Here is a 25,313-nt window from a genome sequence, read left to right as displayed (position 1 = left end):
TGGACGACCCCGGGGCACGCCACTGCCTAGAGGGCGAGCAGCTCCTTGGTCGTGATGGTGAGTAGCTCGGGTCCGCCGTCCGCCTCGGGGCGAACGACGAGCGTGTCATCGATCCGGACACCGCCCCGGCCCGGGAGGTGGACCCCCGGTTCGACGGTGACCGGCACGCAAGCGTCCAGTTTACCCATGGCCGCGGGAGCCAACTGCGGGTCCTCGTCGATTTCGAGTCCCACGCCGTGCCCCGTCAGTGCTGGAAGGCCCTGCGCGTACCCCGCGGAGTCCAGCACCTGCCGTGCCGCGCGGTCCACATCACGATAGGCGGCGCCGGGCACCAGACTCTCCCGTCCGGCGCGCTGAGCGGCGAAAACGAGGTCGTACAGCTCGATCTGCCAGTCGGCGGGGGACGTACCGATGACGAACGTACGGCCGATCTCGCAGCGGTATCCGCGATACGTCGCCCCGAGGCAGACGGAGAGGAAGTCGCCCTCCTCCACGCGGCGGTCGGTGGGCCGATGAGCGCGGCGGCCGGCGTTGGGGCCGGTGGCGACGGACGTGGCGAAGGCGGGGCCGTCGGCGCCGTGATCGACGAGGCGTCGTTCGAGTTCGAGGGCGAGGTGGCGTTCCGTGCGGCCGACCAGGATGGACTCGAGCAGTTCCCCGAGGGCCTGGTCGGCGATCTCCGCTCCGATCCGGATGCAGGAGATCTCTTCCTCGTCCTTGACGACCCTGAGCTGTTCCACGGCTCCGCCGAGGTCGGTCAGACGCAGCCGTGGGACGACCGAGCGAATGGCTCTGTGGCGGGCCACGGTGAGGTGGTGTTCCTCCACGGCGAGGCAGACTCCGCCCTGCGCCGCCGCGAGGTCGGCCGCGGCGACTGCGGGGTCGCCTCCGGCGCCGGGGAGGTTGTGGATCCGCAGTGCCTCGTCGGGGCGGCCCTCCGTGGGGCGGTCGTCGGGCGGGCCGGTGCACACGAGCAGATCTTCGGTCTTGCCGAGGAGCAGCACGGAGCCCTGCGGGGCGGCGCCCGCGAGGTAGCGGACGTTGGCGGGGCGGGAGATCAGCGCGGTGGCGCTGCCGCTGGCCTGGCAGCGGTCCCTCAGCCTGGAGCGGCGGGTGGCGTACACCTCTGACATGACCCGAGCGTATGAGCTTCGCTGGGTTGGCGCCGGTTGAGGGCGTCTGAGTGGGCGTTGTCCGGATTATGCGGGTTGGTGTGGTGCCGTCTGAGGGCGGGGGTGCGGCATGAGGTTGTGGGGCGTCTGCGGGCCGGTGGGGGCTGGTCGCGCAGTTCCCCGCGCCCCTTAGGTGGCTCCGGTCGCGTTGGTTGCCAGTTCGGGGGCGGGGGTGCGGCATGAGGTTGTGGGGCGTCTGCGGGCCGGTGGGGGCTGGTCGCGCAGTTCCCCGCGCCCCTTAGGTGGCTCCGGTCGCGTTGGTTGCCAGTTCGGGGGCGGGGGTGCGGCATGAGGCTGTGGGCCGTCTGCGGGCCGGTGGGAGCTGGTCGCCCAGTTCCCCGCGCCCCTTAAGGGCGTCCACTCAGGTGGGTTACCACTTGGGAGGGCTGGCGATTGATCTTGCCAGTACGTCGTCCAGGATCTGGGCTGTCTGGGGGACGTCGAGTTGGGAGTTGTCGATGATCGGGAGGCCTGAGCCGTACCAGCCGGCCATGCGGCCGTGGATGCGGGCCACCTCCTCGTCGGTGAGGCGGCGGTTGCCCGTGCGTTCGGCGTTGCGTTCCAGGACGATCTCCAGGCCGGGGAGCAGGACGACCGGGAGGAGGCCGGGTCCCACGTGGCGCTTCCAGCCGCCGAGGCCGACCACGGGGCGGTCGGGGAAGACCGCGTCGTCGAGGATGCACGAGATGCCGTTGGCCAGGAAGTTCCGCGCGGCGAAGCCGCAGGTGCGGCGGGCCAGGCGGTACTGGGCCTCCGAGTTGTCGTTCCACCCGGACTGAGGGTCGGCGAAGCCCGAGCGGACCCATTCGCGGACGTCATCGAGGCTGATGTGGGCCGTGGGGACGCGGCGGTGGTCCGCCCAGTACTTGGCGACGCTGGTCTTGCCGGCGCCGGCCGGCCCGATGAGCAGCACGGCGAGGGTGGTGGTCGCCGGGTCCGGGACCGCGGTGGCGGGCGGGGCGCTCGGCATGCCGACCGGGCCGCCGGGCGGCAGCGGTACATGGCCCGTGGTCTCCGGCGCGGGCGGGACATGGGCGTGCGGTGGCGCGGGCGGGACCGGTCCGGAGGGAGTGCCGGGTGGTGTTCCAGGGGGTGTGAAGCCCGGTGCCGGGGGTGGCGGAGGCACGGGGGCGGAGCCCTGATGCGGAGCGGGTCCCTGGTGCGGGGCGGGTCCCTGGTGCGGGGCGGGTCCCTGGTGCGTGCCCGGGTGATGCGGACCCGGGTGTTGTGCGGCCGGCGACCAGCCGTTCCCCGACTGGTGGGGCGGCGGCAGCGGAGAACCCACTGCGTGCTGCATCCGGTGCCACTCCGTCTCGTCTTCCATGGCCATTGACGCTGGCAGCGGGCACAACCCGCTCGCTACCGAACGGTACCGCCCCCGGCCGTCGTTTGGTGAACGGCCGGGGGCGGTCCGAAGTGCCCATCGCCACAGGCGAATCGGACGGAAGCGCGCTTTTGGTGGACTTACTGGCCGACTTCGCCGTACGCAGCTAGCAGCACGGCCGGGTCAGGTCCCTCCAGGACGGTCGGCTTGGCCAGGCCGTCCAGCACGATGAAGCGCAGCAGGTTCCCGCGGGACTTCTTGTCGACCTTCATGTTCTCCAGCAGCTTGGGCCACTGGTCGTAGCGGTAGTGCAGCGGCAGGCCGACCGCTTCGAGGACCGTGCGGTGACGGTCGGCCGTCGCGTCGTCCAACCGCCCGGCGAGGCGGCCGAGTTCGGCGGCGAAGTGCATACCGACGGAGACCGCGGCGCCGTGCCGCCACTTGTAGCGCTCGTTCTTCTCGATGGCGTGACCGAGGGTGTGGCCGTAGTTGAGGATCTCCCGCAGGCCGGACTCCCTCAGGTCCGAGGAGACGACCTCGGCCTTGACCCGGATGGAGCGCTCGATCAGCTCGGCGGTGTGCGGGCCGGCCGGGGTGCGGGCGGCCTCGGGGTCGGACTCGATGAGCTCCAGGATCGCCGGGTCGGCGATGAAACCGGCCTTGATGATCTCGGCGAGCCCGGACACGTAGTCGTTGACCGGGAGGGACTCCAGCGCGGCCAGGTCGCACAGCACACCGGCCGGCGGGTGGAAGGCCCCCACGAGGTTCTTGCCCTCGGCGGTGTTGATGCCGGTCTTGCCGCCGACGGCCGCGTCGACCATGGCGAGCACGGTGGTCGGTACGGCGATCCAGCGCACCCCGCGCAGCCAGCTCGCGGCCACGAAACCGGCAAGGTCGGTGGTCGCGCCGCCGCCGACGCCGACGATGACGTCGGAGCGGGTGAAGCCGGACTGGCCCAGCGCCTTCCAGCAGTAGGCGGCGACCTCGGCGGTCTTGGCCTCCTCCGCGTTCGGTACCTGGATGGCGACCGCGTCGTAGCCCTGCTCGACCAGGTCGGCCCGCAGCGCGTCGCCGGTCTCGGCCAGCGCCTCCGGGTGGATGACGGCGACCCGCTTGGCCTTCTCACCGATCAACCCGCCGAGCTCGCTCAGGAGTTGACGGCCCACCAGGACCTCGTACGGTTCGCTGCCCGCGGTGCCGCCGACCTGGATCCGCGTCACTGCCTCACTCATACGTCCTTCAACTCCAGTGCGTCCAGGGCGGCTTGGGTCACTTCTTCGGGGGTACGGCCGTCGGTGGCCACGACCGCCGTGGCCACCCCCTCGTACAGGTGGCGGCGGGCCTCCATCAGCTCGCGCCACTGCTTGCGCGGGTTGACCGCGAGCAGCGGGCGGGCGGCGTTGAGGCCGGTGCGCTTGACCGCTTCCTCGACGTCCATCGACAGGTACGCCACGCGCTGGCCGGCCAGCAGCGCACGCGTGTCCGCGTCGAGGATCGCGCCGCCCCCGAGGGCGAGGACGCCGTCGTGCTCGGCGAGCGCCCGGTGCACCGCCTGCTTCTCGATCGCCCGGAAGGCGGGCTCGCCCTCGTCGACGAAGATCTCGGCGATGGTCCGGCCCTGCTCGGCGACGATGTCGTCGTCGGTGTCCCGGTAGCCCACGCCCAGCCGGTCGGCCAGCATCTGCCCCACTGTGGACTTGCCCACGCCCATCGGGCCGACGAGGACGACCACGGGTACTGCGCTCACCGGATGGCCAGGTTTTCGAGGTACGAGGTCACGTTGCGGCGGGTCTCGGTCACCGAGTCGCCGCCGAACTTCTCCGCCACCGCGTCCGCGAGGACGAGCGCCACCATGGCCTCGGCGACGATGCCGGCGGCCGGGACCGCGGACACGTCGGAGCGCTGGTGGTGAGCCTGCGTCGCCTCACCCGTGGTCACGTCCACGGTCTGCAGGGCGCGCGGCACGGTCGCGATCGGCTTCATCGCGGCGCGGACCCGCAGCAGCTCACCGGTGGTGAGGCCGCCCTCGGTGCCGCCGGAGCGGCCGGAGACGCGGCGGATGCCCTCGGGGGTGTTCACGATCTCGTCGTGCGCCTTGGAGCCGGGCACCCGCGCCAGCTCGAAGCCGTCGCCGAGCTCGACGCCCTTGATCGCCTGGATGCCCATCAGCGCGCCGGCGAGACGGGCGTCCAGCTTGCGGTCCCAGTGCACGTGCGAGCCCAGTCCGACGGGAACGCCGTACGCGAGGATCTCGACCACGCCACCGAGGGTGTCGCCGTCCTTGTGGGCCTGGTCGATCTCCGCGACCATCGCCTTCGACGCGTCCGCGTCCAGGCAGCGCACCGGGTCCGCGTCCAGCTTCTCGACGTCGGCCGGCGTCGGGTACACACCCTGCGGCGCCTTCGCGGCGGCCAGCTCCACGACATGGCTGACGATCTCGATGCCGGCCGTCTCCTTGAGGTACGACCGGGCGACCGCGCCCAGCGCCACCCGCGCCGCCGTCTCACGCGCGGAGGCGCGCTCCAGGATGGGCCGAGCCTCGTCGAAGCCGTACTTCTGCATGCCCGCGAGGTCGGCGTGGCCGGGGCGCGGGCGGGTCAGCGGCGCGTTGCGGGCGAGGCCGGCGAGGATCTCGGGGTCGATCGGGTCGGCCGACATGACCTGCTCCCACTTCGGCCACTCGGTGTTGCCCACCATGATCGCGACCGGGGAACCCAGCGTCAGACCGTGCCGGACGCCACCGATGAACGTGACCTCGTCGCGCTCGAACTTCATGCGCGCACCGCGTCCATAACCGAGGCGGCGCCGGGCCAAGTGGTCCGCCACCATCTCCGTGGTGATCGGCACGCCGGCGGGAAGGCCCTCCAGCGTCGCCACGAGTGCGGGACCGTGGGACTCCCCCGCGGTCAGCCAGCGCAACCTGCTCAACGGTGCTCCTCAGTGCTCGCGCCCTGGTACTGCCCTGCGTACGCGCGTCCTCGCGTACGTCGACGGCGTGACCAGGTGCGCGGCCCCGGCCCGCCACCTTCGATCCTCCCACGTCCCGGGCCGGTGCCCGGCCGCCGGTCCACCAGACGGACGGCCGGGCGGACAACGCCGGACAGCGGCGGAGATCACGCGGGACGGTTGCCCTGGGGCTGCTGAGGGGCGTACGCGCCGAGGAAATCGGCGCCGCTCGGCTGCTGGGGCTCCGGCGTCTGCTGCTGCGGAGCGTACGGGCCCAGATAGTCGGCGCCCCGCCCCTGCCCGTGCCGAAGCGGCACCTGAACGGCCTGGCCCTGGCGGCTCGCACGCCGTCGGTCGATCTTGCGCTTCAGCTTGAAGACCCACGACCCGACGACGAGCAGCACGATCAGGACGAGCACCGGGATCTGCACCCAGTCCGGCATGAACTGCAGGACGATCTCGAATATTTCGCCCTTACCGGACGCCAGCGGCACACCAGTGAACACTGCTTGTACTCCCCCTCGAACCGCTCCGCCCCCTGCGGAACCCAGCGGATCCTAGCGGTTCGCGAGAGCGCGCTCCCCCGCTTTTCGCATGGCCTCAAGGGGCGCCGGGACGCGGCCCGTCATCTGCTCCACCTGCAGCACCGCCTGATGCACCAGCAGGTCGAGCCCGCTGACGACGGCACCGCCGTACATCGACCAGCGCGCCGCGAGGGCGGTCGGCCAGGGGTCGTAGAGCACGTCGAACAGGGTGGCCGGGCGCTCGGGTACGGCGGCGGCCAGGGCGTCCGTCGCACCTACCGGGGTGGTCGCGATCACCAGCGGCGCGTGCAGCGCACGCTCCGCCTCGGCCCAGTCGGCCGTACGGATCTCGACGTCGAGCCGCTCGCCCCACTGCCGCATCTCGGCCGCGCGGGCCTCGCTGCGTACGTACGCCACGACCTCGCCGGTGCAGATGCGCGCGAGTGCGGCCAGGGCGGAGGACGCCGTGGCGCCCGCGCCGAGGATGGCCGCCGAGTCGACCTGTTCGATGCCGTGCTCCCGGAGCGCGGCGACCATGCCGGGGATGTCGGTGTTGTCGCCGACCAGGCGGCCGTCCTGGGTCATGACGACCGTGTTGACCGCCTCGACCGAGACAGCCGTCTCCGTGACCTCGTCGAGCAGCGGGATGACGGCCCGCTTGAGCGGCATGGTCAACGACAACCCGGCCCACTCCGGCCCCAGTTCCGCGACGAACCCGGGCAGCGCGGCCTCGTCGATCTCGAACCGGTCGTACGACCAGCCCGTCAGCCCCAGCTCCGCGTAGGCGGCCCGGTGCAGTACCGGGGAGAGGGAGTGGGCGATGGGCGAACCGAGCACGGCGGCTCGGCGGGCGTCAGTTGCCCCTGCTCTCATTGAACTTGTCCTTGAGCTTCAGGAAATCGTCGTGGGTCTTGGCGAATTCTGTCTTGTTCACGCCGTCGGTCGCCACGAAGTAGTACCAACCCTCGTTCGTCGGATTCAGCGTCCCCTTGAGTGCACCCTCACCCGGGTTGTCGATCGGACCGGGCGGCAGACCCTTCTGCGTGTACGTGTTGTACGGGTCCTTGTTGCTCTTGATCTCCGACTCGCTGATGTCGATATTGCTCTGACCCTTCAGGTAATTGAAGGTCGAGTCGAACTGCAGGGCGCCGTACGTCTCAGGGTTCGCGAGATCGAGGCGGTTGTAGACCACTTCCGCCATCTTGCGGTAGTCGTCGTTCGTCTTGCCCTCGGCCTGGACGAGGCTGGCGACCGTGATGACCTGCAGCGGGTTGTCGAGCTTGAGGGCCTTCGCCTTGGCCTCCAGGTCCAGCGCCTCGTACTTGTCGGCGGCCTGGGACACCATCTCCTTCAGGATCGCCTCGGGTTTCATGCCCTTTGCGGCGGCATAGGTGCCCGGGTAGAGGAAGCCCTCCAGCGGATCCTTGATCTCCTTGTTGCTGTTCGCCCAGCTGGGAAGTCCGAGGGTCTTGTATTTCTCCTCGGCGACCTTCTCGGTGGTCCCGGACGACAATTCGAGCTGTTCGTCGATCGCCTTGTAGACGCTCAGATTGCGCTCGCCCGGCCTGACCAGAACGTTGTTCTGGCTGTCGGGACTGAGCATCATCTCGACGGCACTCTCGGCGGACATCTGCTTCTTCAGCAGATAGGCGCCCGCCTGGATCTTGTCCCCGTCGGGGTTCTGCTCCTGGGCGGCGACAAAAGCGTCGACGCTCTTCACGACGCCGGCCGCCTTCAGCTTCTGACCGATATCGGACCCGAACGCGCCCTTGGGGATCTCGACGCTCACCGTCTCGTTCGTGCCGTCACCCGCGAAGTCCGGCGCATCGCCGAAACGATCCTGGTAAAACTGATAACCGAAATATCCGACTCCGGCCACACCTGCGCCGAAGACCAGCACGACCACCAGACAGGCCATGCCGCTGCGGCGCTTCTTGGGCTTCCCGCCGCCGCGCCCGCCCCGGCGGTCACCGCGCCCCCGGCCGCCGCCCGACTCGTCGTCGTCCTTGTCGTCGCCACCCGCGAAGAAGGCGTGTTCGCCCTGGTCAGGACCTGGGTCCCAGTCGGTCTGGGGCGGCTCCGGTTCGGCCTGCCGACGGCTCGGCGGCTCCGGCGGCGGGTACGCCTCGGGCGTGCCGTAGTAGTCGTGCTGGTCGCCGCCGTACGCCGCGGTCTGCTGCCCGTAGGGGTCCGCCGGGTCGGGGTACTGGACCTGCGGGTGGGAGCCGGTGGCCCAGCCGTTGTTGTCGTAGCCCTGCTGCCCGTGACCCGCGTACTGCTGCTGGTCGTACTGCTGGGGGTACTGCTGACCCTGCTGAGGGTCGTGCTGGCCCTGCTGCTGGTACTGCTGCGCCTGGCCGTACGAGGCCTGCTGACCGTTGCCCCAGTCGCCGTAGTGCTGCGGCTGCTGAGGCTGCTGCTCCGGATAGTGCTGCGGCTGGCCGCCGTAGGCAGCCTGCTGGCCCGTGTGGGCCTGCTGCTGCCCTTCCCATCCGCCGTCCCCGTACAACGGGTCCTCCGGATGCCACGGTTCGGAGCCTTGGCCCCGGCCATACTCAGTCATCGATCCCCTAGAGCCGCGAGGCGGCGGTCACGCGGCTGCTGACGATCCGGATCCCGTCCCGCCTCTCTTTGTGCGCCGGCTGTTCGAACACCGGCGCATCGCGCGGAACGTTACCGTATCGCGATCAGATAACCACTTCGACGCTCTCTCCCGGTGCTTTACCTGACACCCGTTCGGATTCGAGCGCCTGCTGCAGGATGATCACAGCGGCGGCCTGATCGATCACCGACCGGCCCTTCTTCGACTTCACGCCAGAGGCACGCAGTCCCTGACTTGCCGTCACGGTCGTCATCCGCTCGTCCACGAGCCTGACCGGTACGGGCGCGATCATGCGGGCCAGTTCCTGGGTGAAGCCCCGGACCTTGGCCGCGGCCGGGCCCTCGCCTCCCTTGAGGGAGCGTGGGAGACCGACGACGACCTCGATCGGCTCGTACTCGTCGACGAGTTGCTTCAGACGCCGGTGAGCTGCCGGGATGTCCCGGCCCGGGACCGTCTCCACCGGGGTGGCGAGGATCCCGTCGGGGTCACAGGAGGCGACGCCGATGCGGGCGTCCCCGACGTCGACGGCCAGGCGACGGCCGCGGCGCATGCCGCGGCCGTCACCGCTCGACTGTGTGTCGTCGCTCACTTGGCCGTTTCCGCCACGAGCCGCTCGACGGCGTCGACGGCGTCGCCGACGGCGGCCGGGTTCTGGCCGCCGCCCTGGGCGACGTCCGGCTTGCCGCCGCCTCCGCCGCCTAGGGTCTTGGCGGCCGTACGGACCAGGTCGCCGGCCTTGAGGCCGCGCTCGCGGGCGGCCTCGTTGGTGGCGATGACCGTGAGCGGCTTGCCGTTGTTGACCGTGAACAGGGCGACCACGGCGGCACGTCCGCCCTGGATGCGGCCGCGCACGTCGAGGACCAGCTTGCGCAGGTCGTCCGGCGTGGTGCCGTCCGGAACCTGACCGGTGACGACGGCGATGCCACGGACGTCCTTGGCGGACTCGACGAGACCGGCGGCGGCCTGGAGCACCTTCTCGGCGCGGAACTTCTCGATCTCCTTCTCGGCGTCCTTCAGCTTGCCGAGCATGGCGGAGACCTTCTCCGGGAGCTCCTCCGGGCGGCCCTTGATCAGCTCCTGGAGCTGGGCGACGACCGTGTGCTCACGGGCGAGGAAGTTATAGGCGTCCACGCCGACGAGAGCCTCGATACGACGCACGCCGGAGCCGATCGACGACTCGCCGAGCAGCTTCACCAGACCCAGCTGGGCGGTGTTGTGCACGTGCGTGCCGCCGCACAGCTCCTTGGAGAAGTCGCCGATGGTCACGACGCGGACGCGCTCGCCGTACTTCTCGCCGAACTCGGCGATGGCGCCCTGCTTCTTGGCCTCGTCGATGCCCATGACCTCGGCGTGCACGTCGAGGTCGCGGGCAAGGACCTCGTTGATCTTCTGCTCGACGTCGGTCATCACGGCCGTCGGCACGGCGGACGGGGAACCGAAGTCGAAGCGGAAGCGACCCGGCTGGTTCTCGGAACCGGCCTGGGCGGCCGTCGGGCCGAGGGCGTCACGCAGAGCCTGGTGGGTGAGGTGCGTGGCCGAGTGGGCGCGGGCGATGGCGCGGCGGCGCAGCGAGTCGATCGAGGCGTGGGCCTTGGCACCGACCGTGACCTCGCCGACCTGGACGACGCCCTTGTGGACGTACACACCCGGCACCGGCTTCTGGCAGTCGCGGATCTCGATGACGGCACCGGTGTCGACCCTGATCCGGCCGGTGTCGCCGATCTGGCCGCCGCCCTCGGCGTAGAACGGGGTGCGGTCGAGGACGATCTCGACCTCGTCGCCCTCGGTGGCGGCCGGGGACGAGGCCCCGTCGACGAGGATGCCGACGATGGTGGACTCGCCCTCGGTGTCGCCGTAGCCGATGAACTCGGTCTCGCCGGTCTTGTCGGCGATCTCACGGTAGGCGCCGGCGCCGGCGTGGCCGGTCTTCTTGGCCTGGGCGTCGGCCTTGGCGCGCTCCCGCTGCTCCTTCATCAGACGGCGGAAGCCGTCCTCGTCCACGGACAGCCCCTGCTCGGCGGCCATCTCCAGGGTGAGGTCGATCGGGAAGCCCCAGGTGTCGTGGAGCAGGAAGGCCTTGTCGCCGGGAAGGACCGTGGAGCCGGAGGCCTTGGTGTCGGTGACGGCCGTGTCGAGGATGTTGGTGCCGGCCTTCAGCGTCTTGAGGAAGGCGTTCTCCTCGGCGAGGGCGACCTTCTCGATGCGCTCGCGGTCGGTGACCAACTCGGGGTACTGCTGGCCCATCATGCCGATGACGACATCGACCAGGTCCTTGACGACCGGGCCGGTGGCGCCGAGCAGACGCATGTTGCGGATGGCGCGGCGCATGATGCGGCGCAGGACGTAGCCGCGGCCCTCGTTGCCGGGGGTCACGCCGTCGCCGATGAGCATCACGGACGTGCGCATGTGGTCGGTGACCACGCGCAGGGAGACGTCCGAGTCGTGGGCGTCGCCGTAGGCCACACCCGTCAGCTCGGTGGCCTTCTTGATGACGGCCATGGAGGTGTCGATCTCGTACATGTTCTGCACGCCCTGCAGAATCATGGCGAGTCGCTCCAGGCCGAGGCCCGTGTCGATGTTCTTGCTCGGGAGCTCGCCGAGGATCTCGAAGTTGTCCTTGCCGATGCCCTCGCCGCGCTCGTACTGCATGAAGACGAGGTTCCAGATCTCGACGTACCGCTCGTCGTTGACGGCGGGGCCGCCCTCGACGCCGAACTCGGGGCCGCGGTCGTAGTTGATCTCGGAACAGGGGCCGCACGGACCCGGGACACCCATGGACCAGTAGTTGTCCTTCATGCCGAGGCGCTGGATGCGCTCCTTCGGCACGCCGACGACGTCGTGCCAGATGCGCTCGGCCTCGTCGTCGTCCTTGTAGACGGTGATCCAGAGCTTCTCCGGCTCCAGGCCGTAACCACCCTTGTCCTGGGGGCTGGTGAGCAGCTCCCAGGCGTACTTGATGGCGCCTTCCTTGAAGTAGTCGCCGAAGGAGAAGTTTCCGCACATCTGGAAGAAAGTGCCGTGCCGGGTGGTCTTGCCGACCTCTTCGATGTCCGGCGTGCGCACGCACTTCTGGACGCTGGTGGCGCGGGCGTAGGGCGGCTTGACCTCACCCAGGAAGTAGGGCTTGAACGGCACCATGCCGGCCGGGACGAGGAGCAGAGTCGGGTCGTCCGCGATGAGCGACGCCGAAGGGACGACGGTGTGCCCGCGCTCCTCGAAGAAGCTCAGCCAGCGGCGGCGAATCTCGGCCGACTCCATCAGTGGTCCTCGTTTCGGTTGTGCGAGTACGTCGTCCTGTCGACGTACTTCGGGTCATTGCGGTTCTCGATGGCGGCGTACCGCCGGGGTGCGGGGAGTTCGTGGTCGACGGGGGCGTTGATGCCCAGCGCGTCGCCCAGTTCCTCCTCCCGCTGCGCCATGTTGTCGCGGACGTCGAGGGCGAAGCCCACCGCGCGGTCCTTGAGCCGGTGACCGGCCTCGATCGCCTTGTTGGCCGCGGTCGCGGCGAGGCTCTCGGGGGTCAGCTGCTTCAGCTTCCGGTTGACCTTGGTGGTGGCCCACACACCGGCGGCAACGCCCGTGCTGAACCAGAACGTACGGCGGAACATGCTGGGTCTCAGTCCCTCTTTCCGCGGAGGTTTCGCTTGTCCCGTCGCGAGGCCGGAACCGTGCGGCCCACGATCACGGTACGCCGGGGCGCCTTGGCGGGCGCGTCGTCCTTGCGGCCGCCGAGGGCCCGGCGGACGCCGTAACCGAAGGCCGCGACCTTGACCAGTGGGCCGCCGAAGGTGGAGGCGACGGTGGTCGACAGTGCCGAGGCGTTCGACGTGACCTCCTGAACGTCGGTGGCGATCGCGTCGACCCGGTCGATCTGGGTCTGTGCGGAGCGCACCGCCGTGGAGGCCTCTGCCAGGAGCGGGACGGCCTGGTCGGTCACGTCCGCCACGAGCTTGGTGGTCGCCTTGAGCGTCTGGGCCAGCCTCACCAGTGCAACGGCGAGGAAGGAGACCAGGATCGCCCAGAAGACGGCCACCAGGATCCCGGCCACCTCTCCACCGGACACTGTGTGCACCCGCTCCCTGAAACGTGCCTCTACATCGGTCTACATCGAAAAAGTCGTGCACCGAGCCTATCGCGCCGGGGATGCCGCTCCACACCGGATTACCGCCCCGCACGGAGCCGAGTCGCGAGAAGCGATTGTACGGACCGAACACGCTTCAGTACGCTCCGTATCCCATGCGGGATCAACAGCGCGCCCACTCCCCCGAGTCCGTCGGTCCGCCCCTGGAGCTCAACACGTTCGTGGGCCGCTCGGCCGAACTCGCCGGGCTGGCCGGGGCGCTCGGTGCCGCGCGGCTGGTGACTCTGACGGGGGCGGGCGGCGTCGGCAAGTCACGGCTGGCGGCACGCGCGGCCTCGCGGTGCACGCCCGTCGACGGTGTGTGGCACGTGGACCTGGCGTCGGTGCGTGATCCGGAGTTCGTCGACTACGCGGTCGTGGAGGCGCTGGGGCTGACGGACCACACGACCCGCCTGCCCTACGAGACACTGCTGGCGCACCTCGCCGGGCGTCAACTCCTGCTGATCCTGGACGGTTTCGAGCACTTGGTGGACGCCTGTGCGGAGCTGGTGAGCGGACTGCTGCGCCGGCTGCCGGGCCTGAGGGTGCTCGCCGTGGGGCGCAGACCGCTGGGCGTGACGGGCGAGCTGCTGTTTCCGCTGGCACCGCTCGGCGAGGACGAGGCGGTGGAGTTGCTCGTGGACCGGGCGGCCCAGCCCTCGGTGGTCGTGGCGGACGACGCGGACGTACGGGAGGTGTGCCGTCGCCTGGACGGGATCCCGCTGGCGATCGAGCTGGCCGCCGGGCGGCTGCGGATGCTGTCCCCGGGGCAGGTGCTGGAGCGGCTCGACGACCGGTTCCGGCTGCTGACCGGCGGCGGGCGGGACGGGTTGGCGCGCCATCGGACGCTGCGTACGGCGGTCGGCTGGAGCCATGAACTGTGCACGCCCGAGGAGCGGTTGCTGTGGGCGCGGCTGTCGGTCTTCGCGGGCCGGTTCGACCTGGAGGCCGTCGAGTACGTGTGCGGCGGCCAGGGCCTGCACTCCGACGACATCCTCGAGGTGCTCTCCCAGCTGCTCGCGCAGTCCGTGGTCACACGCGAGGAGACCGCGGCCGGCGTGCGCTACCGCATGCTGGACATGATCCGGGTGTACGGCGCCGACTGGCTGGCGGCGACCGGGGACGCGGCCCGGCTGCGGCGCCGGCACCGCGACTGGTATCTGGGCCTGACGACCTGGTGCGAGCTGGAGTGGTTCTCACCGCGACAGGACGAGGTGGCCGCGCGGGTCGAGGCGGAGCTGCCGAATCTGCGCCGCGCCCTGGACCACTGTCTGAGCGAGCCGGACGACGCGCATCTGGGCCAGTACCTCGCGGGCTCCCTGTGGTTCTACTGGGTCGGCTGCGGCCGGCTGTCGGAGGGGCGGCACTGGCTGGAGCAGGCCGTGGCGCTGGACTCCGGTCATGAGCAGTCCCGGCTGAAGGCCCTGTGGGTGCTGGGCTATGTGGCGATCCTGCAGGGCGACACGGTGCCCGCCCTGGGGGTGCTGTCTCAGTGCCGTGAGGAGGCGGAACATGCCGCCGACCCCACGGCGGTGGCGTACGCCGAGCATCGCACCGGTTGTCTGGCCCTGCTCTCGGACGACATGGAGCGTGCCGAAACGCTGCTGCGCTCGGCACTCGGCCGCTATCAGGAGATCGGCGAGCTCAACAGCAATGTGCTGATGGGCCAGGTGGAGCTGGCGATGACGCGGGCGTTCCAGGGCGACCTGCCGGACGCGGTGCGGCTGTGCGAGGACGTCCGCCGGGTGTGCGAGGACCACGGCGAGCGCTGGGCGCGCTCCTACGCGCTGTACGTCCTGGCGTACGCCGCCTGGGCCGACGGCGACCTGCCCGGCGCCCGCGCGCTGCTGTCGGACTGCCTCGGCAGCGCCCACTCCTTCCACGACCTGCTCGGCTCGGTGCTGGCGGTGGAACTGCTGGCCCTGCTGACCGGTGCGGAGGGCGATCCCGTGGAGGCAGCGGTGCTGCAGGGCGCCGCGTCAGGCATGTGGCCGTCGGTGGGGCTGCCGCTGTTCGGCTCGGCGTGCTTCAACGCGCCGCACGAGCTGTGCGAGACGGCAGCTCGGGAACGGCTGGGCGACGAGCGGTACGAGGAGTGCGCACGGCAGGGGGCGGCGCTCGGCCGCGAGGAGGCGGTGCGCCGGGCGCGGCTGCCGTCGGACGGCGTTCCGTCGCCGCGAGGTCCGGTACGGCATGTCACGGCGACCGTGACCATGCGAAAGCCCGCCGCCTCCCCCACCCGGAGGGGCGAGGAGACGGCGGGCTGAGGCGCAGAAGCCTACGACCGCTGAAGGATCAACGGGCGTAGTACTCGACGACGAGCTGCTCGTCGCAGATCACCGGGATCTCCTTGCGGTTCGGCTCACGGTCCAGGCGGAACGCCAGGGCCTTGAGGTTCACCTGGAGGTAGCGCGGGGTCTCACCGTCGGGGGCGAAGCCACCCTCGCGGGAGATCGAGAAGAGGGTCTTCTCGCGGCTGCGCTCACGAACCATCACGACGTCGTCGGGCTTGACGCGGAAGGACGGCTTGTCGACCTTCTGGCCGTTGACCTCGATGTGGCCGTGCACGACCATCTGACGGGCCTGGTAGATGGTGCGGGCGATGCCCGAACGCAGCACCAGGGCGTCGAGACGACGCTCGAGCTCGATGATCAGGGCCTCACCGGTCTTGCCCTGAACCTTGGAGGCACGCTCGTAGGCGCGGACGAGCTGGCGCTCGGACACGTCGTACTGCGCACGCAGACGCTGCTTCTCCAGCAGACGGACCTTGTAGTCCGAGTTCTGCTTGCGGCCACGGCCGTGCTCACCCGGCGGGTAGGGACGGGCCTCGAAGTACTTGACGGCCTTCGGGGTCAGCGCAATGCCGAGGGCACGCGACTTCTTGACCTTGGGGCGGGACTGATTCGCCACTGCTTCTCATTTCCTTGTTCTCGGCTTGTCAGGGTTGAGGGAGGTCGCATCCGCAGCCGGGGAAACCCTTGAGGTCCGAGGACCTGTCGGGCAGCCGCTCCCCTGGTCTGGGCACATACGTGCAGCACGCGAGTGGCCCACCGACCGTTCTCGTCGTGCGACGAGTGGTGGTGGGCTGCCCGCGACACCGAATCGACGGTGCGCGACGCTCCTGGAGCCGACCTTCCGAGGAGGACCGGGCTCCGGCTGACCGTCCCGTTCTGACTGCACGGGACACAGCACTGCCACGGATTCTACAGGGTGCTCAGGACCGCTTCCGACCGAGGTGTTTCCTGGTCCACTCCACCGCGTCCGCGTACCGCGCCTCGGCGCCGTGCCGGGTCGGGGTGTAGTACTCGCGGTCCTTGAGGGCGTCCGGGGCGTACTGCTGCTCGGCGATGCCCTCGGAGAGGTCGTGCGGATAGACGTACCCCTGCGCGTGCCCGAGCTTGGCGGCGCCCTTGTAGTGCCCGTCACGCAGGTGGGGCGGCACGGGGCCCGCCATGCCCTTGCGTACGTCGTCCATGGCGGCGCCGATCGCGGTCGTCGCGGCGTTTGACTTGGGCGCGAGGGCGAGGGCGATGGTGGCGTGGCTGAGGGTGAGGGCGGCCTCGGGGAAGCCGATCATGGCGACGGCCTGGGCGGCGGCGACCGCGATCGGCAGGGCGTTCGGGTCGGCCAGGCCGATGTCCTCGCTGGCGGAGATCATCAGGCGGCGGGCGATGAAGCGGGGGTCCTCGCCTGCCTCGATCATCCGGGCCAGGTAGTGCAGAGCGGCGTCTACGTCGGAGCCGCGGATGGACTTGATGAGGGCGCTGGCCACGTCGTAGTGCTGGTCGCCGTCGCGGTCGTACTTCACCGCCGCCCGGTCGACCGTCTCCTCCAGCGTCTGGAGGCCGATCTGCGACTCGCCCTTGTCGAGCGCCGCTCCGGCTGCCGCCTCCAGGGCGGTCAGGGCGCGGCGGGCGTCACCGCCGGCGATGCGCAGCAGGTGCTCCTCGGTGTCCTCGGGGAGTCCGACGGCGTCGCTCAGTCCCCGCTCGTCGCTCAGGGCCCGCTTCAGCAGGCCTCTGACGTCGTCGTCGGTGAGGGGTTCGAGGGTGAGCAGGAGGGAGCGGGACAGCAGCGGGGAGATGATCGAGAAGTACGGGTTCTCGGTGGTCGCCGCGATCAGGGTCACCCAGCGGTTCTCGACGGCCGGGAGGAGGGAATCCTGCTGGGCCTTGCTGAAGCGGTGGATCTCGTCGAGGAAGAGGACGGTCTCCTTGCCGAAGCCGCCGGTGGCGCGCCGCGCGCCCTCGATGACCGCGCGGACCTCCTTCACCCCGGCGGTGATGGCGGAGAGCTCGACGAAGCGCTTGTTGGTGGCCTTGGAGACGACGTACGCCAGGGTCGTCTTGCCGGTGCCGGGCGGGCCCCAGAGGATCACTGAGGACGGTCCGGCGGGCCCGCCACCGGACTCGCCGACGAGTCTGCGCAGGGGCGAGCCCGGTTTGAGCAGGTGCTGCTGGCCCACGACCTCGTCCAGGGTGCGCGGGCGCATGCGCACCGCCAGGGGACTTCCGGCTGGGTCCTTCTCCTGGCGTTCTTCTGCGGCGGCGGTGAATAGGTCGGGCTCCACGTTGGAAACCCTAATTCACCCCACTGACATCGACGTCCGAGCGGGTCAGGAGGCGGCCCAGAGCTGGCTGCCCCAGCGGGTCAGGATCAGCATGACGATGACACCGCAGTGCGTCACCGGGAGCACCCAGGTGAACTCGGCGAGGAAGATCTTCAGCGGGCGCGGCGCGGGCAGGAAGCCGTTGCGGACGTTGAAGGAGGTCACGTACCAGAACATCGTGATCGTCGCGGCCCAGGCGAGCGAGCACCACAGGCACAGCGCGTTGATGTTGTACAGCGACTGGTACATCAGCCAGGTGCAGAAGGCGACGCCGAAGAGCGTGCCGAAGTTGAAGGTCAGCCAGTACCAGCGCGGGAAGCGGGCGCGGGTGAGCAGGCTCATACCGACGCAGATGACCATGCCGTAACAGACCAGGCCGAGCATGGGGTTGGGGAACCCGAAGACGGCCGCCTGCTTGCTCTCCATGATGCTGCCGCAGGAGACGATCGGGTTCAGGCTGCAGCCGGGCGTGAAGGACTTCCCTTCGACCTTCGCCTCGAGGATCTTGAACTTGTCGATCGTGATGACCCACGCGGCAAGCACGCCGGCTGCACCGGTGATCACCAGCATCAGGGCGAACGCACGGCTGCTGCCCGCCGAACCGGGCGACGCCTCGGCACGCTCCGGCTCGGGCTCGGTGGAGACGTCTTTGACTGTCGTCTTGCTCATCACGCCGATTCCGTCACTTGAGACTTGGAGTTTCTCCGGACAGGGCACATTGTGCCGTACACGCACGCCTTCCCACCGTTCGCTGGGGATAAGGAAATACGCGCGACTGTCCCGGGGCGCACTGTTCAGGACACCGTCAGGACGACGTCAAGGCCCTTCAGGGTGCCTGCAGGTGCCTTCAGGGCGGCAAAAGGGCGGACACCGAAGCGGTGCCCGCCCTTTCCCGAACTTTCCGAACTCAGCCCAGCCGGGCTTCCAGTTCGGCCACGATCTCGTTGACGCCGACGGCCGCCTGCTCGCCGGACTCCATGTCCTTGAGCTGGACGACGCCCTCGGCGAGGTCGCGCTCGCCGGCGACGATCGTGTAGCGGGCGCCGCTGCGGTTGGCGTTCTTCATGGCGCCCTTGAGGCCCTTGTTGCCGTACGAGAAGTCCGCCGCGACGCCGACCTTGCGCAGCTCGGTGACCTTCGCGAACAGCACCCGACGAGCCTCCTCGCCGAGCGGCACCGCGAACACACTGGTGGACGACGGGAGTTGGAGCTCCACGCCCTCCGCCTCCAGGGCGAGCACCGTGCGGTCGACGCCGAGCGCCCAGCCGACGGACGGCAGCGCGGGGCCGCCGATCATCTCGGACAGCCCGTCGTAGCGGCCGCCACCGCCCACCGCGGACTGGGAACCCAGACCGTCGTGGACGAACTCGAAGGTGGTACGCGTGTAGTAGTCCAGGCCGCGCACCAGCTTGGGGTCGTCCTCGAAGGCGACGCCGGCCGCCGTGATCAGCTCGCGGACCTCCTCGTGGTACGCCTTGCAGGCGTCGCAGAGGTAGTCGCGCAGCAGCGGGGCGTCCCCGAGCTGCTTCTGGACCGACTCGCGCTTGTCGTCGAGGACGCGCAGCGGGTTGATCTCCGCCCGGCGCAGGGTGTCCTCGTCCAGGTCCAGGCCTCGCAGGAAGTCCTGGAGCGCGGCCCGGTAGACCGGACGGCACTCCTTGTCGCCCAGGCTGTTGAGCAGGATGCGGAAGTCACTCAGGCCCAGCGAGCGGTAGGCCTGGTCGGCCAGGATGATCAACTCGGCGTCCAGCGCCGGGTCCTCGGCACCGATCGCCTCGGCGCCGACCTGGGAGAAGTGCCTGTAACGGCCCTTCTGGGGGCGCTCGTAGCGGTAGTAGGAGCCGGAGTACCAGAGCTTGACCGGCAGGTTGCCCGCCTTGTGCAGGTTGGCCTCCAGGGCCGCGCGCAGGACCGAGGCCGTGCCCTCGGGGCGCAGGGCGAGCTTGTCGCCGCCCTTGGTCTCGAAGGCGTACATCTCCTTGGTCACGATGTCGGTGGACTCGCCAACGCCGCGCGCGAACAGCTCGACGCTCTCGAAGCCGGGCGTCTCGATGTAGCCGTAGCCGGAGTTGCGCAGGGGAGCCGCGATCGCCTCACGGACGGCCAGGTACGTGGCGGAGTCCGGCGGGATCAGGTCGTACGTGCCCTTGGGTGCTTGAAACGTGCTCACGGAAGTCTCGTCACATTCCTCGTCGGGGAGCTTCGGGGGCTCCCGGGCCGGCGGCCACCTGCCGCAGATAGGGGTTGGTGGCGCGCTCCTGGCCGATGGTCGTCTGGGGGCCGTGGCCGGACAGCACCACGGTCGAGTCGTCGAGCGGCAGGCACACGCGGGCCAGCGAGTCGAGGATCTCGGCCATGTCACCGCCGGGCAGGTCGGTGCGTCCGATGGAGCCGGCGAACAGCAGGTCGCCCGAGAACAGGATCGGCGGGATGTCCGCCGCCTCGGGCAGGCCGAAGGTCACCGACCCCTTGGTATGGCCGGGCGCATGCGCGACGGTGAGCTCCATCCCCGCCAGCGCCAGCTTCGCGCCGTCGGTCAGCTCCTTGACGTCGTCCGGCTCCCCGACGGTCAGCTCGCCCATCAACTGCATGCCGATGGACCGGCCTAGCGCCTTCTCGGGGTCGCTCATCATGTACCGGTCCTCGGGGTGGATCCAGGCCGGTACGTCGTGCGCACCGCACACGGGGACGACCGAGGCCACGTGGTCGAGGTGGCCGTGGGTGAGGACGACGGCGACGGGCTTGAGCCGATGCTTCTTCAGCGCTTCCTCGACTCCTGGGGCCGCTTCGTGGCCCGGGTCGATGATCACGCACTCCTCACCGGCGGCGGGGGCGACGAGATAACAGTTCGTCCCCCAGGCCCCGGCGGGGAACCCGGCAATGAGCACGATCGTCCTTCGTTTGTGTCGACACGGGTGGTTTGTCGGCGGGCTTCGCCTGACGTCAGAGCCTACCGGCGCTGCCGATTCCTCAGCGAACCCATATACGGTACGGGGCACACGCAGGCAGTCGGCTCACCGGACGCACGCGTACCGGTCGACACCCACGACGCATGAGGAGAGAACCCGGTGGTCAGCCAGGAACAGCGGCGGCGTCAGCTCGCCCGGGAGAAGTTCTTGCGGCAGCAGCAGCGGCGTACGTCAGCCCGGCGCAAGGCGCGGATGCGCAACTCGGTGATCGCGTCGGTGCTCGGAGTGGTCGTCATCGGCAGCCTCGCGCTGTACACGACCGGGGTACTCAAGGACGACGGCGCCAAGAAGGAGAACGCGGGCGCGGAGGTCAGCCCCACTCCGACCAGCAAGGCCCCGGACCCGTGCGAGAAGCCCGCTGCGGGCAAGGTCAAGACGGCGACCTGGAAGAAGGAACCGGAGCTGACCGTCGACAAGTCGGCGAAGTACACGATGAAGCTCGCGACGACGTGCGGTGACATAGACATCGCGCTGAAGGCGTCAGCCGCACCGCACACCGTGAACTCGTTCGACTTCCTCGTCGGCAAGGGCTACTTGGACCACTCCAAGTGCCACCGGCTGACCGACAGCGGCATCTACGTGCTCCAGTGCGGCGACCCGAAGGGCACCGGAATGGGCGGGCCGGGGTACACGATTCCGGACGAGAACCTCAAGGACAAGAGCCTCAAGGGGGGTGTGTACCCGGCGGGCACGGTGGCGATGGCCAACCAGTACAACGCACAGGCGAAGCAGGGGCGCAACACCGGAGGCAGCCAGTTCTTCCTCGTCTACCAGGACAGTCAGCTGCCGCCCGACTACACACCGTTCGGCACGGTGTCCGAGGCGGGCATGAAGGTTCTGAAGAAGATCGCGGATGCCGGAGCCCAGGCCGCGGACCCCACAACCGGGAACACCGCCCCCAATGCCACGGTCGTGATCAACAAGGCCACGGTCACGAAATCCTGAGCCTCAACTGCGAAATTTCGGTCGCGCGGGATGCGGACAGGCAACCCGCCGGTCGCCTATGTTGGCCGTGACGAAACTGTGGACGATGCCCGGGGGAAAACGAGCCCCTCGCAGGCATCATGTGGAGGAGGCGCTGTGAGCAGCGACCCGTGGGGCCGCGTCGACGAGACGGGGACCGTGTACGTGCGTACGGCCGACGGCGAGCAGGTTGTCGGCTCTTGGCAGGCAGGCACTCCTGAAGAGGCGCTGGCCTATTTCGAGCGCAAGTACGAAGGTCTGGTTGTCGAGATCGGCCTCCTCGAAAAGCGAGTGAAGACCACCGACCTGTCGGCGAAGGACGCCCAGACCGCGATCGACCACATCCGTGAGCAGGTCGACGCCCATCACGCGGTCGGTGATCTGGACGCCCTGAAGACCCGGCTGGACAAGCTGGTCGAGACGGTCGGCAAGCGCCGCGAGGAGCGCAAGCAGCAGCGGGCGAAGCAGTCCGACGAGGCACGCCACGCCAAGGAGGCGCTGGTCACCGAGGCGGAGGAGCTGGCGCAGTCCGACCAGTGGCGGGCTGCCGGTGAGCGGCTGCGTTCCCTGGTGGACACCTGGAAGGGCCTGCCGCGACTCGACCGCAAGTCGGACGACGAGCTGTGGCACCGCTTCTCGCACGCCCGGTCGGCGTTCTCCAAGCGCCGCAAGGCGCACTTCGCGCAGCTGGACGCGCAGCGCGAGGAGGCACGCAAGACCAAGGAGCGGCTGGTCGCCGAGGCCGAGTCGCTGTCCGGTTCGACCGACTGGGGTCTGACGGCGGCGCGCTACCGCGAGCTGATGTCGGAGTGGAAGGCGGCCGGCCGCGCCCAGCGCGAGCACGAGGACGACCTGTGGAACCGCTTCCGCGGTGCCCAGGACATCTTCTTCGCCGCCCGCAGCTCGGTCTTCGCCGAGCGTGACGCCGAGCAGTCGGAGAACCTGAAGCTGAAGGAGGAGCTGGCCGGCGAGGCCGAGAAGCTCCTGCCGATCGGCGACCTGAAGGGCACGCGTGCCGCCTTCCGCTCGATCAACGAGCGCTGGGAGGCCATCGGCCACGTGCCGCGCGACGCCCGCCCGAAGGTCGAGGGCCGGATGCACGCCGTCGAGCGGGCCATCCAGGACGCCGAGGAGAACGAGTGGCGCCGGACCAACCCGGAGGCACGCGCGCGTGCCGAGGGGCTGACCGGTCAGCTCCAGGCCGCCGTGGACAAGCTGCGGGGCCAGATCGAGCAGGCACGTGCGCAGGGCAACAACTCCAAGGCCGACAAGCTGGAGCGTGAGCTGGAGGGCCGCCAGGCGCTGCTGGACCAGGCTCTGAAGGGTCTCCAGGAGTTCGGCGGCTGACAGGCGGTTCGACAGCCCCTACGACGAGAAGGGCCCCGTACATCGCGTACGGGGCCCTTCTCGTCGTATGCCTTACGTCCGGTTGCGCGCCGACGTCACCCGGTACACGTCGTAGACGCCCTCGACGCCCCTGACGGCCTTCAGAACGTGCCCGAGGTGCTTCGGGTCGCCCATCTCGAAGGTGAAGCGGGAGGTGGCGACGCGGTCGCGGGAGGTCTGGACGGCCGCGGAGAGGATGTTGACGTGCTGGTCGGACAGGACGCGCGTGACGTCCGAGAGGAGCCGGGAGCGGTCCAGGGCCTCGACCTGGATGGCGACCAGGAAGACCGAGGACTGGGTGGGCGCCCACTCGACCTCGAGGATGCGCTCGGGCTCACGGGACAGGGAGTCCACGTTCACACAGTCGGTGCGGTGAACCGATACTCCACTGCCGCGGGTGACGAAGCCCATGATCGGATCGCCAGGTACGGGCGTACAACAGCGGGCCAGCTTGACCCACACGTCCTCGACGCCCTTGACGATCACGCCCGGGTCGGCGCTGGAACGGCGCTTGCGGCTGCGGCCACGGGCCGGCGGGACCGACTCGTCGATCTCCTCCGTGGCGGCTTCCTCGCCGCCGAGAGCCTGGACGAGCTTCTGGACGATGTTCTGCGCGGAGACGTGGCCCTCGCCGATCGCCGCGTAGAGCGCGGAGATGTCCGCGTAGCGCATCTCGTGGGCGAGCGTGACGAGCGAGTCGCCGGTCAGGATGCGCTGGATCGGCAGGTTCTGCTTGCGCATCGCGCGGACGATGGAGTCCTTGCCCTGCTCGATCGCCTCGTCGCGGCGCTCCTTGGAGAACCAGGCCCGGATCTTGTTGCGGGCGCGCGGCGACTTCACGAAGCCGAGCCAGTCGCGGGAGGGGCCCGCGCCGGCTGCCTTGGAGGTGAAGACCTCGACGAGGTCGCCGTTGTCCAGGGTGGATTCGAGCGGTACGAGCCTGCCGTTGACCCGCGCTCCTATCGTGCGATGGCCGACCTCGGTGTGGACGGCGTACGCGAAGTCCACGGGAGTGGCGCCCGCAGGGAGCGCTATGACGTCGCCCTTCGGGGTGAAGACGAAGACCTCGTTGCGGGACAGGTCGAAGCGCAGGGACTCCAGGAACTCACCCGGGTCCTCGGTCTCCTTCTGCCAGTCGAGGAGCTGGCGCAGCCACGCCATGTCGTTGAGGTGGTCGTCCTTGCCCTTGCCGGACGACTTGGGTGCGTCGGAGCGCACCTTGGAGGCGCCGGCGACGGCCTCCTGCTTGTACTTCCAGTGCGCGGCGATGCCGTACTCGGCGCGGCGGTGCATGTCGAACGTACGGATCTGGAGTTCGACCGGCTTGCCGTTGGGACCGATGACCGTCGTGTGCAGCGACTGGTACATGTTGAACTTGGGCATCGCGATGTAGTCCTTGAACCGGCCGGGGACCGGGTTCCATCGCGCGTGCACGGTGCCGAGGGCGGCGTAACAGTCGCGGACCGTGTCGACAAGTACACGAATCCCCACCAGGTCGTAGATCTCCGCGAAGTCGCGACCGCGGACGATCATCTTCTGGTAGACGCTGTAGTAGTGCTTCGGGCGGCCGGTGACGGTCGCCTTGATGCGGGCGGCCCGCAGGTCCTGCTGGACCTCGTCGGTCACTATGGCCAGATACTCGTCACGCTTCGGTGCCCGCTCGGCCACCAGCCGTACGATCTCGTCGTACATCTTGGGGTAGAGGATCGCGAAGGCGAGGTCCTCCAGCTCCCACTTGATGGTGTTCATGCCGAGGCGGTGGGCGAGGGGCGCGTAGATCTCGAGGGTCTCGCGCGCCTTCTTCTCCTGCTTCTCGCGCTTGAGATAGCGCATGGTGCGCATGTTGTGCAGGCGGTCGGCGAGCTTGATGACCAGGACGCGGGGATCCTTGGCCATCGCCACGACCATCTTGCGCACGGTCTCGGCCTGCGCGGCCTCGCCGAACTTGACCTTGTCGAGCTTGGTGACGCCGTCGACGAGCAGCGCGACGGAGTCGCCGAAGTCACGGCGGAGCTGGTCGAGGCCGTACTCGGTGTCCTCGACGGTGTCGTGCAGCAGGCCCGCCATCAGGGTGGCCGGATCCATACCCAGCTCGGCGAGGATGGTGGTGACGGCGAGCGGGTGCGTGATGTACGGGTCGCCGCTCTTGCGCTTCTGACCGCGGTGCCAGCGCTCGGCGACCTGGTAGGCCTTCTCGATCTGGCGGAGCGTGGCGGTCTCGATCTTCGGGTCGTTGCTGCGCACTATGCGCAGCAACGGCTCCAGCACCGGGTTGTACGGGTTGGAGCGCTGGACGCCGAGACGGGCGAGGCGGGCACGAACGCGGTTGGAGGAGCCGGTGCGGGCGGGCTGGCCGGTGTTCGGGCGCACGGCAGGTGCCGGGCGCTCGGGCGGGGCGGGCTTGGGTCGCGTCTGCTCGGCCGGCTTGTCGACGGGCGCGGACTGGGCATGCTCGACCGCCCCACGCGCGTCGTTCTTCGCGTGCGACGCGTTGGGCGCCGGCTTCGCCGCGGGCCCCGAGGCGGACTCGGGCTTGGCGGCGGTCAGGTGCTGGGCCTCGTCTGGCAAGAGGGCTCCTCGTGCGCGATCCGGGTCCCCCGGTCAGGCTCCGGAGATCCCATGGTAGCGATCCTGCGCCCCGGGATCGCCTGCAGCCGGATGTGAGGACCGTCTACGCGAGTAACGCACGAGGCGGGCA

At 69.6% G+C, this 25,313-nt stretch carries 21 protein-coding genes; 3 read left to right on the top strand and 18 right to left on the bottom strand.

Features of this window, described 5'->3' with window-relative positions:
• Nucleotides 1–26: 26 nt before the first annotated feature.
• From OHT51_RS34955 to OHT51_RS34900, 12 genes are all read right to left on the bottom strand, one after another.
• A complete protein-coding gene (locus OHT51_RS34955; RefSeq protein WP_328882896.1) occupies nucleotides 27–1,133 on the bottom strand; it encodes an aminopeptidase P family protein in 1,107 nt (368 codons plus the stop codon).
• Nucleotides 1,134–1,542: 409 nt separating this feature from the next.
• Entirely contained in the window at nucleotides 1,543–2,469 is a 927-nt protein-coding gene (locus OHT51_RS34950) for an AAA family ATPase (protein ID WP_328884545.1), read from the bottom strand.
• 167 nt (nucleotides 2,470–2,636) lie between these two features.
• Nucleotides 2,637–3,728, bottom strand: coding sequence for a 3-dehydroquinate synthase (aroB, locus tag OHT51_RS34945; RefSeq protein WP_328882895.1), 1,092 nt, complete (start codon nucleotides 3,726–3,728; stop codon nucleotides 2,637–2,639).
• Complete coding sequence (locus tag OHT51_RS34940) at nucleotides 3,725–4,207, bottom strand: shikimate kinase (RefSeq protein ID WP_328884544.1); 483 nt, start codon at nucleotides 4,205–4,207, stop codon at nucleotides 3,725–3,727. Before OHT51_RS34940 ends, aroB begins: the two co-directional genes overlap by 4 nt.
• A 32-nt stretch (nucleotides 4,208–4,239) precedes the next feature.
• Nucleotides 4,240–5,424 carry a chorismate synthase gene (gene aroC / locus OHT51_RS34935; RefSeq protein WP_328882894.1) on the bottom strand — a complete coding sequence of 395 codons (1,185 nt, stop codon included), beginning with the start codon at nucleotides 5,422–5,424 and terminating at the stop codon, nucleotides 4,240–4,242.
• Between the two features lie 185 nt (nucleotides 5,425–5,609).
• Nucleotides 5,610–5,948, bottom strand: a complete 339-nt coding sequence (locus OHT51_RS34930) for a hypothetical protein (RefSeq protein ID WP_328882893.1) — start codon at nucleotides 5,946–5,948, stop codon at nucleotides 5,610–5,612.
• A gap of 51 nt (nucleotides 5,949–5,999) precedes the next feature.
• The gene (locus tag OHT51_RS34925; protein WP_328882892.1) at nucleotides 6,000–6,839 is read right to left on the bottom strand and encodes a shikimate dehydrogenase; all 840 of its coding nucleotides are present in this window, start codon (nucleotides 6,837–6,839) and stop codon (nucleotides 6,000–6,002) included.
• A complete protein-coding gene (gene mltG, locus OHT51_RS34920; RefSeq protein WP_328882891.1) occupies nucleotides 6,820–8,529 on the bottom strand; it encodes an endolytic transglycosylase MltG in 1,710 nt (569 codons plus the stop codon). Before mltG ends, OHT51_RS34925 begins: the two co-directional genes overlap by 20 nt.
• 124 nt (nucleotides 8,530–8,653) lie before the next feature.
• Nucleotides 8,654–9,118, bottom strand: coding sequence for a Holliday junction resolvase RuvX (gene ruvX / locus OHT51_RS34915; RefSeq protein WP_328884543.1), 465 nt, complete (start codon nucleotides 9,116–9,118; stop codon nucleotides 8,654–8,656).
• A gap of 35 nt (nucleotides 9,119–9,153) precedes the next feature.
• Complete coding sequence (alaS, locus tag OHT51_RS34910; RefSeq protein WP_328882890.1) at nucleotides 9,154–11,826, bottom strand: alanine--tRNA ligase; 2,673 nt, start codon at nucleotides 11,824–11,826, stop codon at nucleotides 9,154–9,156.
• Entirely contained in the window at nucleotides 11,826–12,176 is a 351-nt protein-coding gene (locus OHT51_RS34905) for a hypothetical protein (RefSeq protein WP_328882889.1), read from the bottom strand. Before OHT51_RS34905 ends, alaS begins: the two co-directional genes overlap by 1 nt.
• An 8-nt stretch (nucleotides 12,177–12,184) precedes the next feature.
• Nucleotides 12,185–12,640, bottom strand: coding sequence for a DUF948 domain-containing protein (locus tag OHT51_RS34900; protein WP_328428987.1), 456 nt, complete (start codon nucleotides 12,638–12,640; stop codon nucleotides 12,185–12,187).
• Between the two features lie 164 nt (nucleotides 12,641–12,804).
• Between OHT51_RS34900 and OHT51_RS34895 the strand changes: the two genes are divergently transcribed.
• Nucleotides 12,805–14,955 carry an ATP-binding protein gene (locus OHT51_RS34895; protein ID WP_328882888.1) on the top strand — a complete coding sequence of 717 codons (2,151 nt, stop codon included), beginning with the start codon at nucleotides 12,805–12,807 and terminating at the stop codon, nucleotides 14,953–14,955.
• 28 nt (nucleotides 14,956–14,983) lie between these two features.
• Here OHT51_RS34895 and rpsD read toward each other — a convergent pair whose 3' ends face one another.
• From rpsD to OHT51_RS34870, 5 genes are all read right to left on the bottom strand, one after another.
• Nucleotides 14,984–15,598: a 30S ribosomal protein S4 gene (rpsD, locus tag OHT51_RS34890; protein WP_147997166.1), complete on the bottom strand. Its 615-nt coding sequence runs from the start codon at nucleotides 15,596–15,598 to the stop codon at nucleotides 14,984–14,986.
• A 304-nt stretch (nucleotides 15,599–15,902) separates the two neighbouring features.
• Nucleotides 15,903–17,258, bottom strand: coding sequence for a replication-associated recombination protein A (locus OHT51_RS34885; protein ID WP_328882887.1), 1,356 nt, complete (start codon nucleotides 17,256–17,258; stop codon nucleotides 15,903–15,905).
• A gap of 45 nt (nucleotides 17,259–17,303) precedes the next feature.
• Nucleotides 17,304–17,966 (bottom strand): vitamin K epoxide reductase family protein, encoded by a 663-nt coding sequence (locus OHT51_RS34880; RefSeq protein ID WP_328882886.1) that lies wholly within the window; start codon nucleotides 17,964–17,966, stop codon nucleotides 17,304–17,306.
• Between the two features lie 238 nt (nucleotides 17,967–18,204).
• Nucleotides 18,205–19,467: a histidine--tRNA ligase gene (hisS, locus tag OHT51_RS34875; RefSeq protein WP_328882885.1), complete on the bottom strand. Its 1,263-nt coding sequence runs from the start codon at nucleotides 19,465–19,467 to the stop codon at nucleotides 18,205–18,207.
• Nucleotides 19,468–19,477: 10 nt separating this feature from the next.
• On the bottom strand, nucleotides 19,478–20,185 hold the full coding sequence (locus OHT51_RS34870) for an MBL fold metallo-hydrolase (RefSeq protein WP_328428983.1): 708 nt from the start codon (nucleotides 20,183–20,185) through the stop codon (nucleotides 19,478–19,480).
• A gap of 180 nt (nucleotides 20,186–20,365) precedes the next feature.
• Between OHT51_RS34870 and OHT51_RS34865 the strand changes: the two genes are divergently transcribed.
• Nucleotides 20,366–21,211: a peptidylprolyl isomerase gene (locus OHT51_RS34865; RefSeq protein ID WP_328882884.1), complete on the top strand. Its 846-nt coding sequence runs from the start codon at nucleotides 20,366–20,368 to the stop codon at nucleotides 21,209–21,211.
• Between the two features lie 135 nt (nucleotides 21,212–21,346).
• Nucleotides 21,347–22,576 (top strand): DUF349 domain-containing protein, encoded by a 1,230-nt coding sequence (locus OHT51_RS34860; RefSeq protein WP_328882883.1) that lies wholly within the window; start codon nucleotides 21,347–21,349, stop codon nucleotides 22,574–22,576.
• Between the two features lie 72 nt (nucleotides 22,577–22,648).
• Here OHT51_RS34860 and relA read toward each other — a convergent pair whose 3' ends face one another.
• Nucleotides 22,649–25,183, bottom strand: coding sequence for a GTP pyrophosphokinase (gene relA / locus OHT51_RS34855; protein ID WP_328882882.1), 2,535 nt, complete (start codon nucleotides 25,181–25,183; stop codon nucleotides 22,649–22,651).
• Between the last annotated feature and the right edge of the window lie 130 nt (nucleotides 25,184–25,313).

This window comes from Streptomyces sp. NBC_00299, from assembly GCF_036173045.1.
Lineage (GTDB): Bacteria > Actinomycetota > Actinomycetes > Streptomycetales > Streptomycetaceae > Streptomyces > Streptomyces machairae.
Note: the sequence above shows the minus strand (reverse complement) of the source record. Positions and strands in the feature narration are given on the sequence as shown.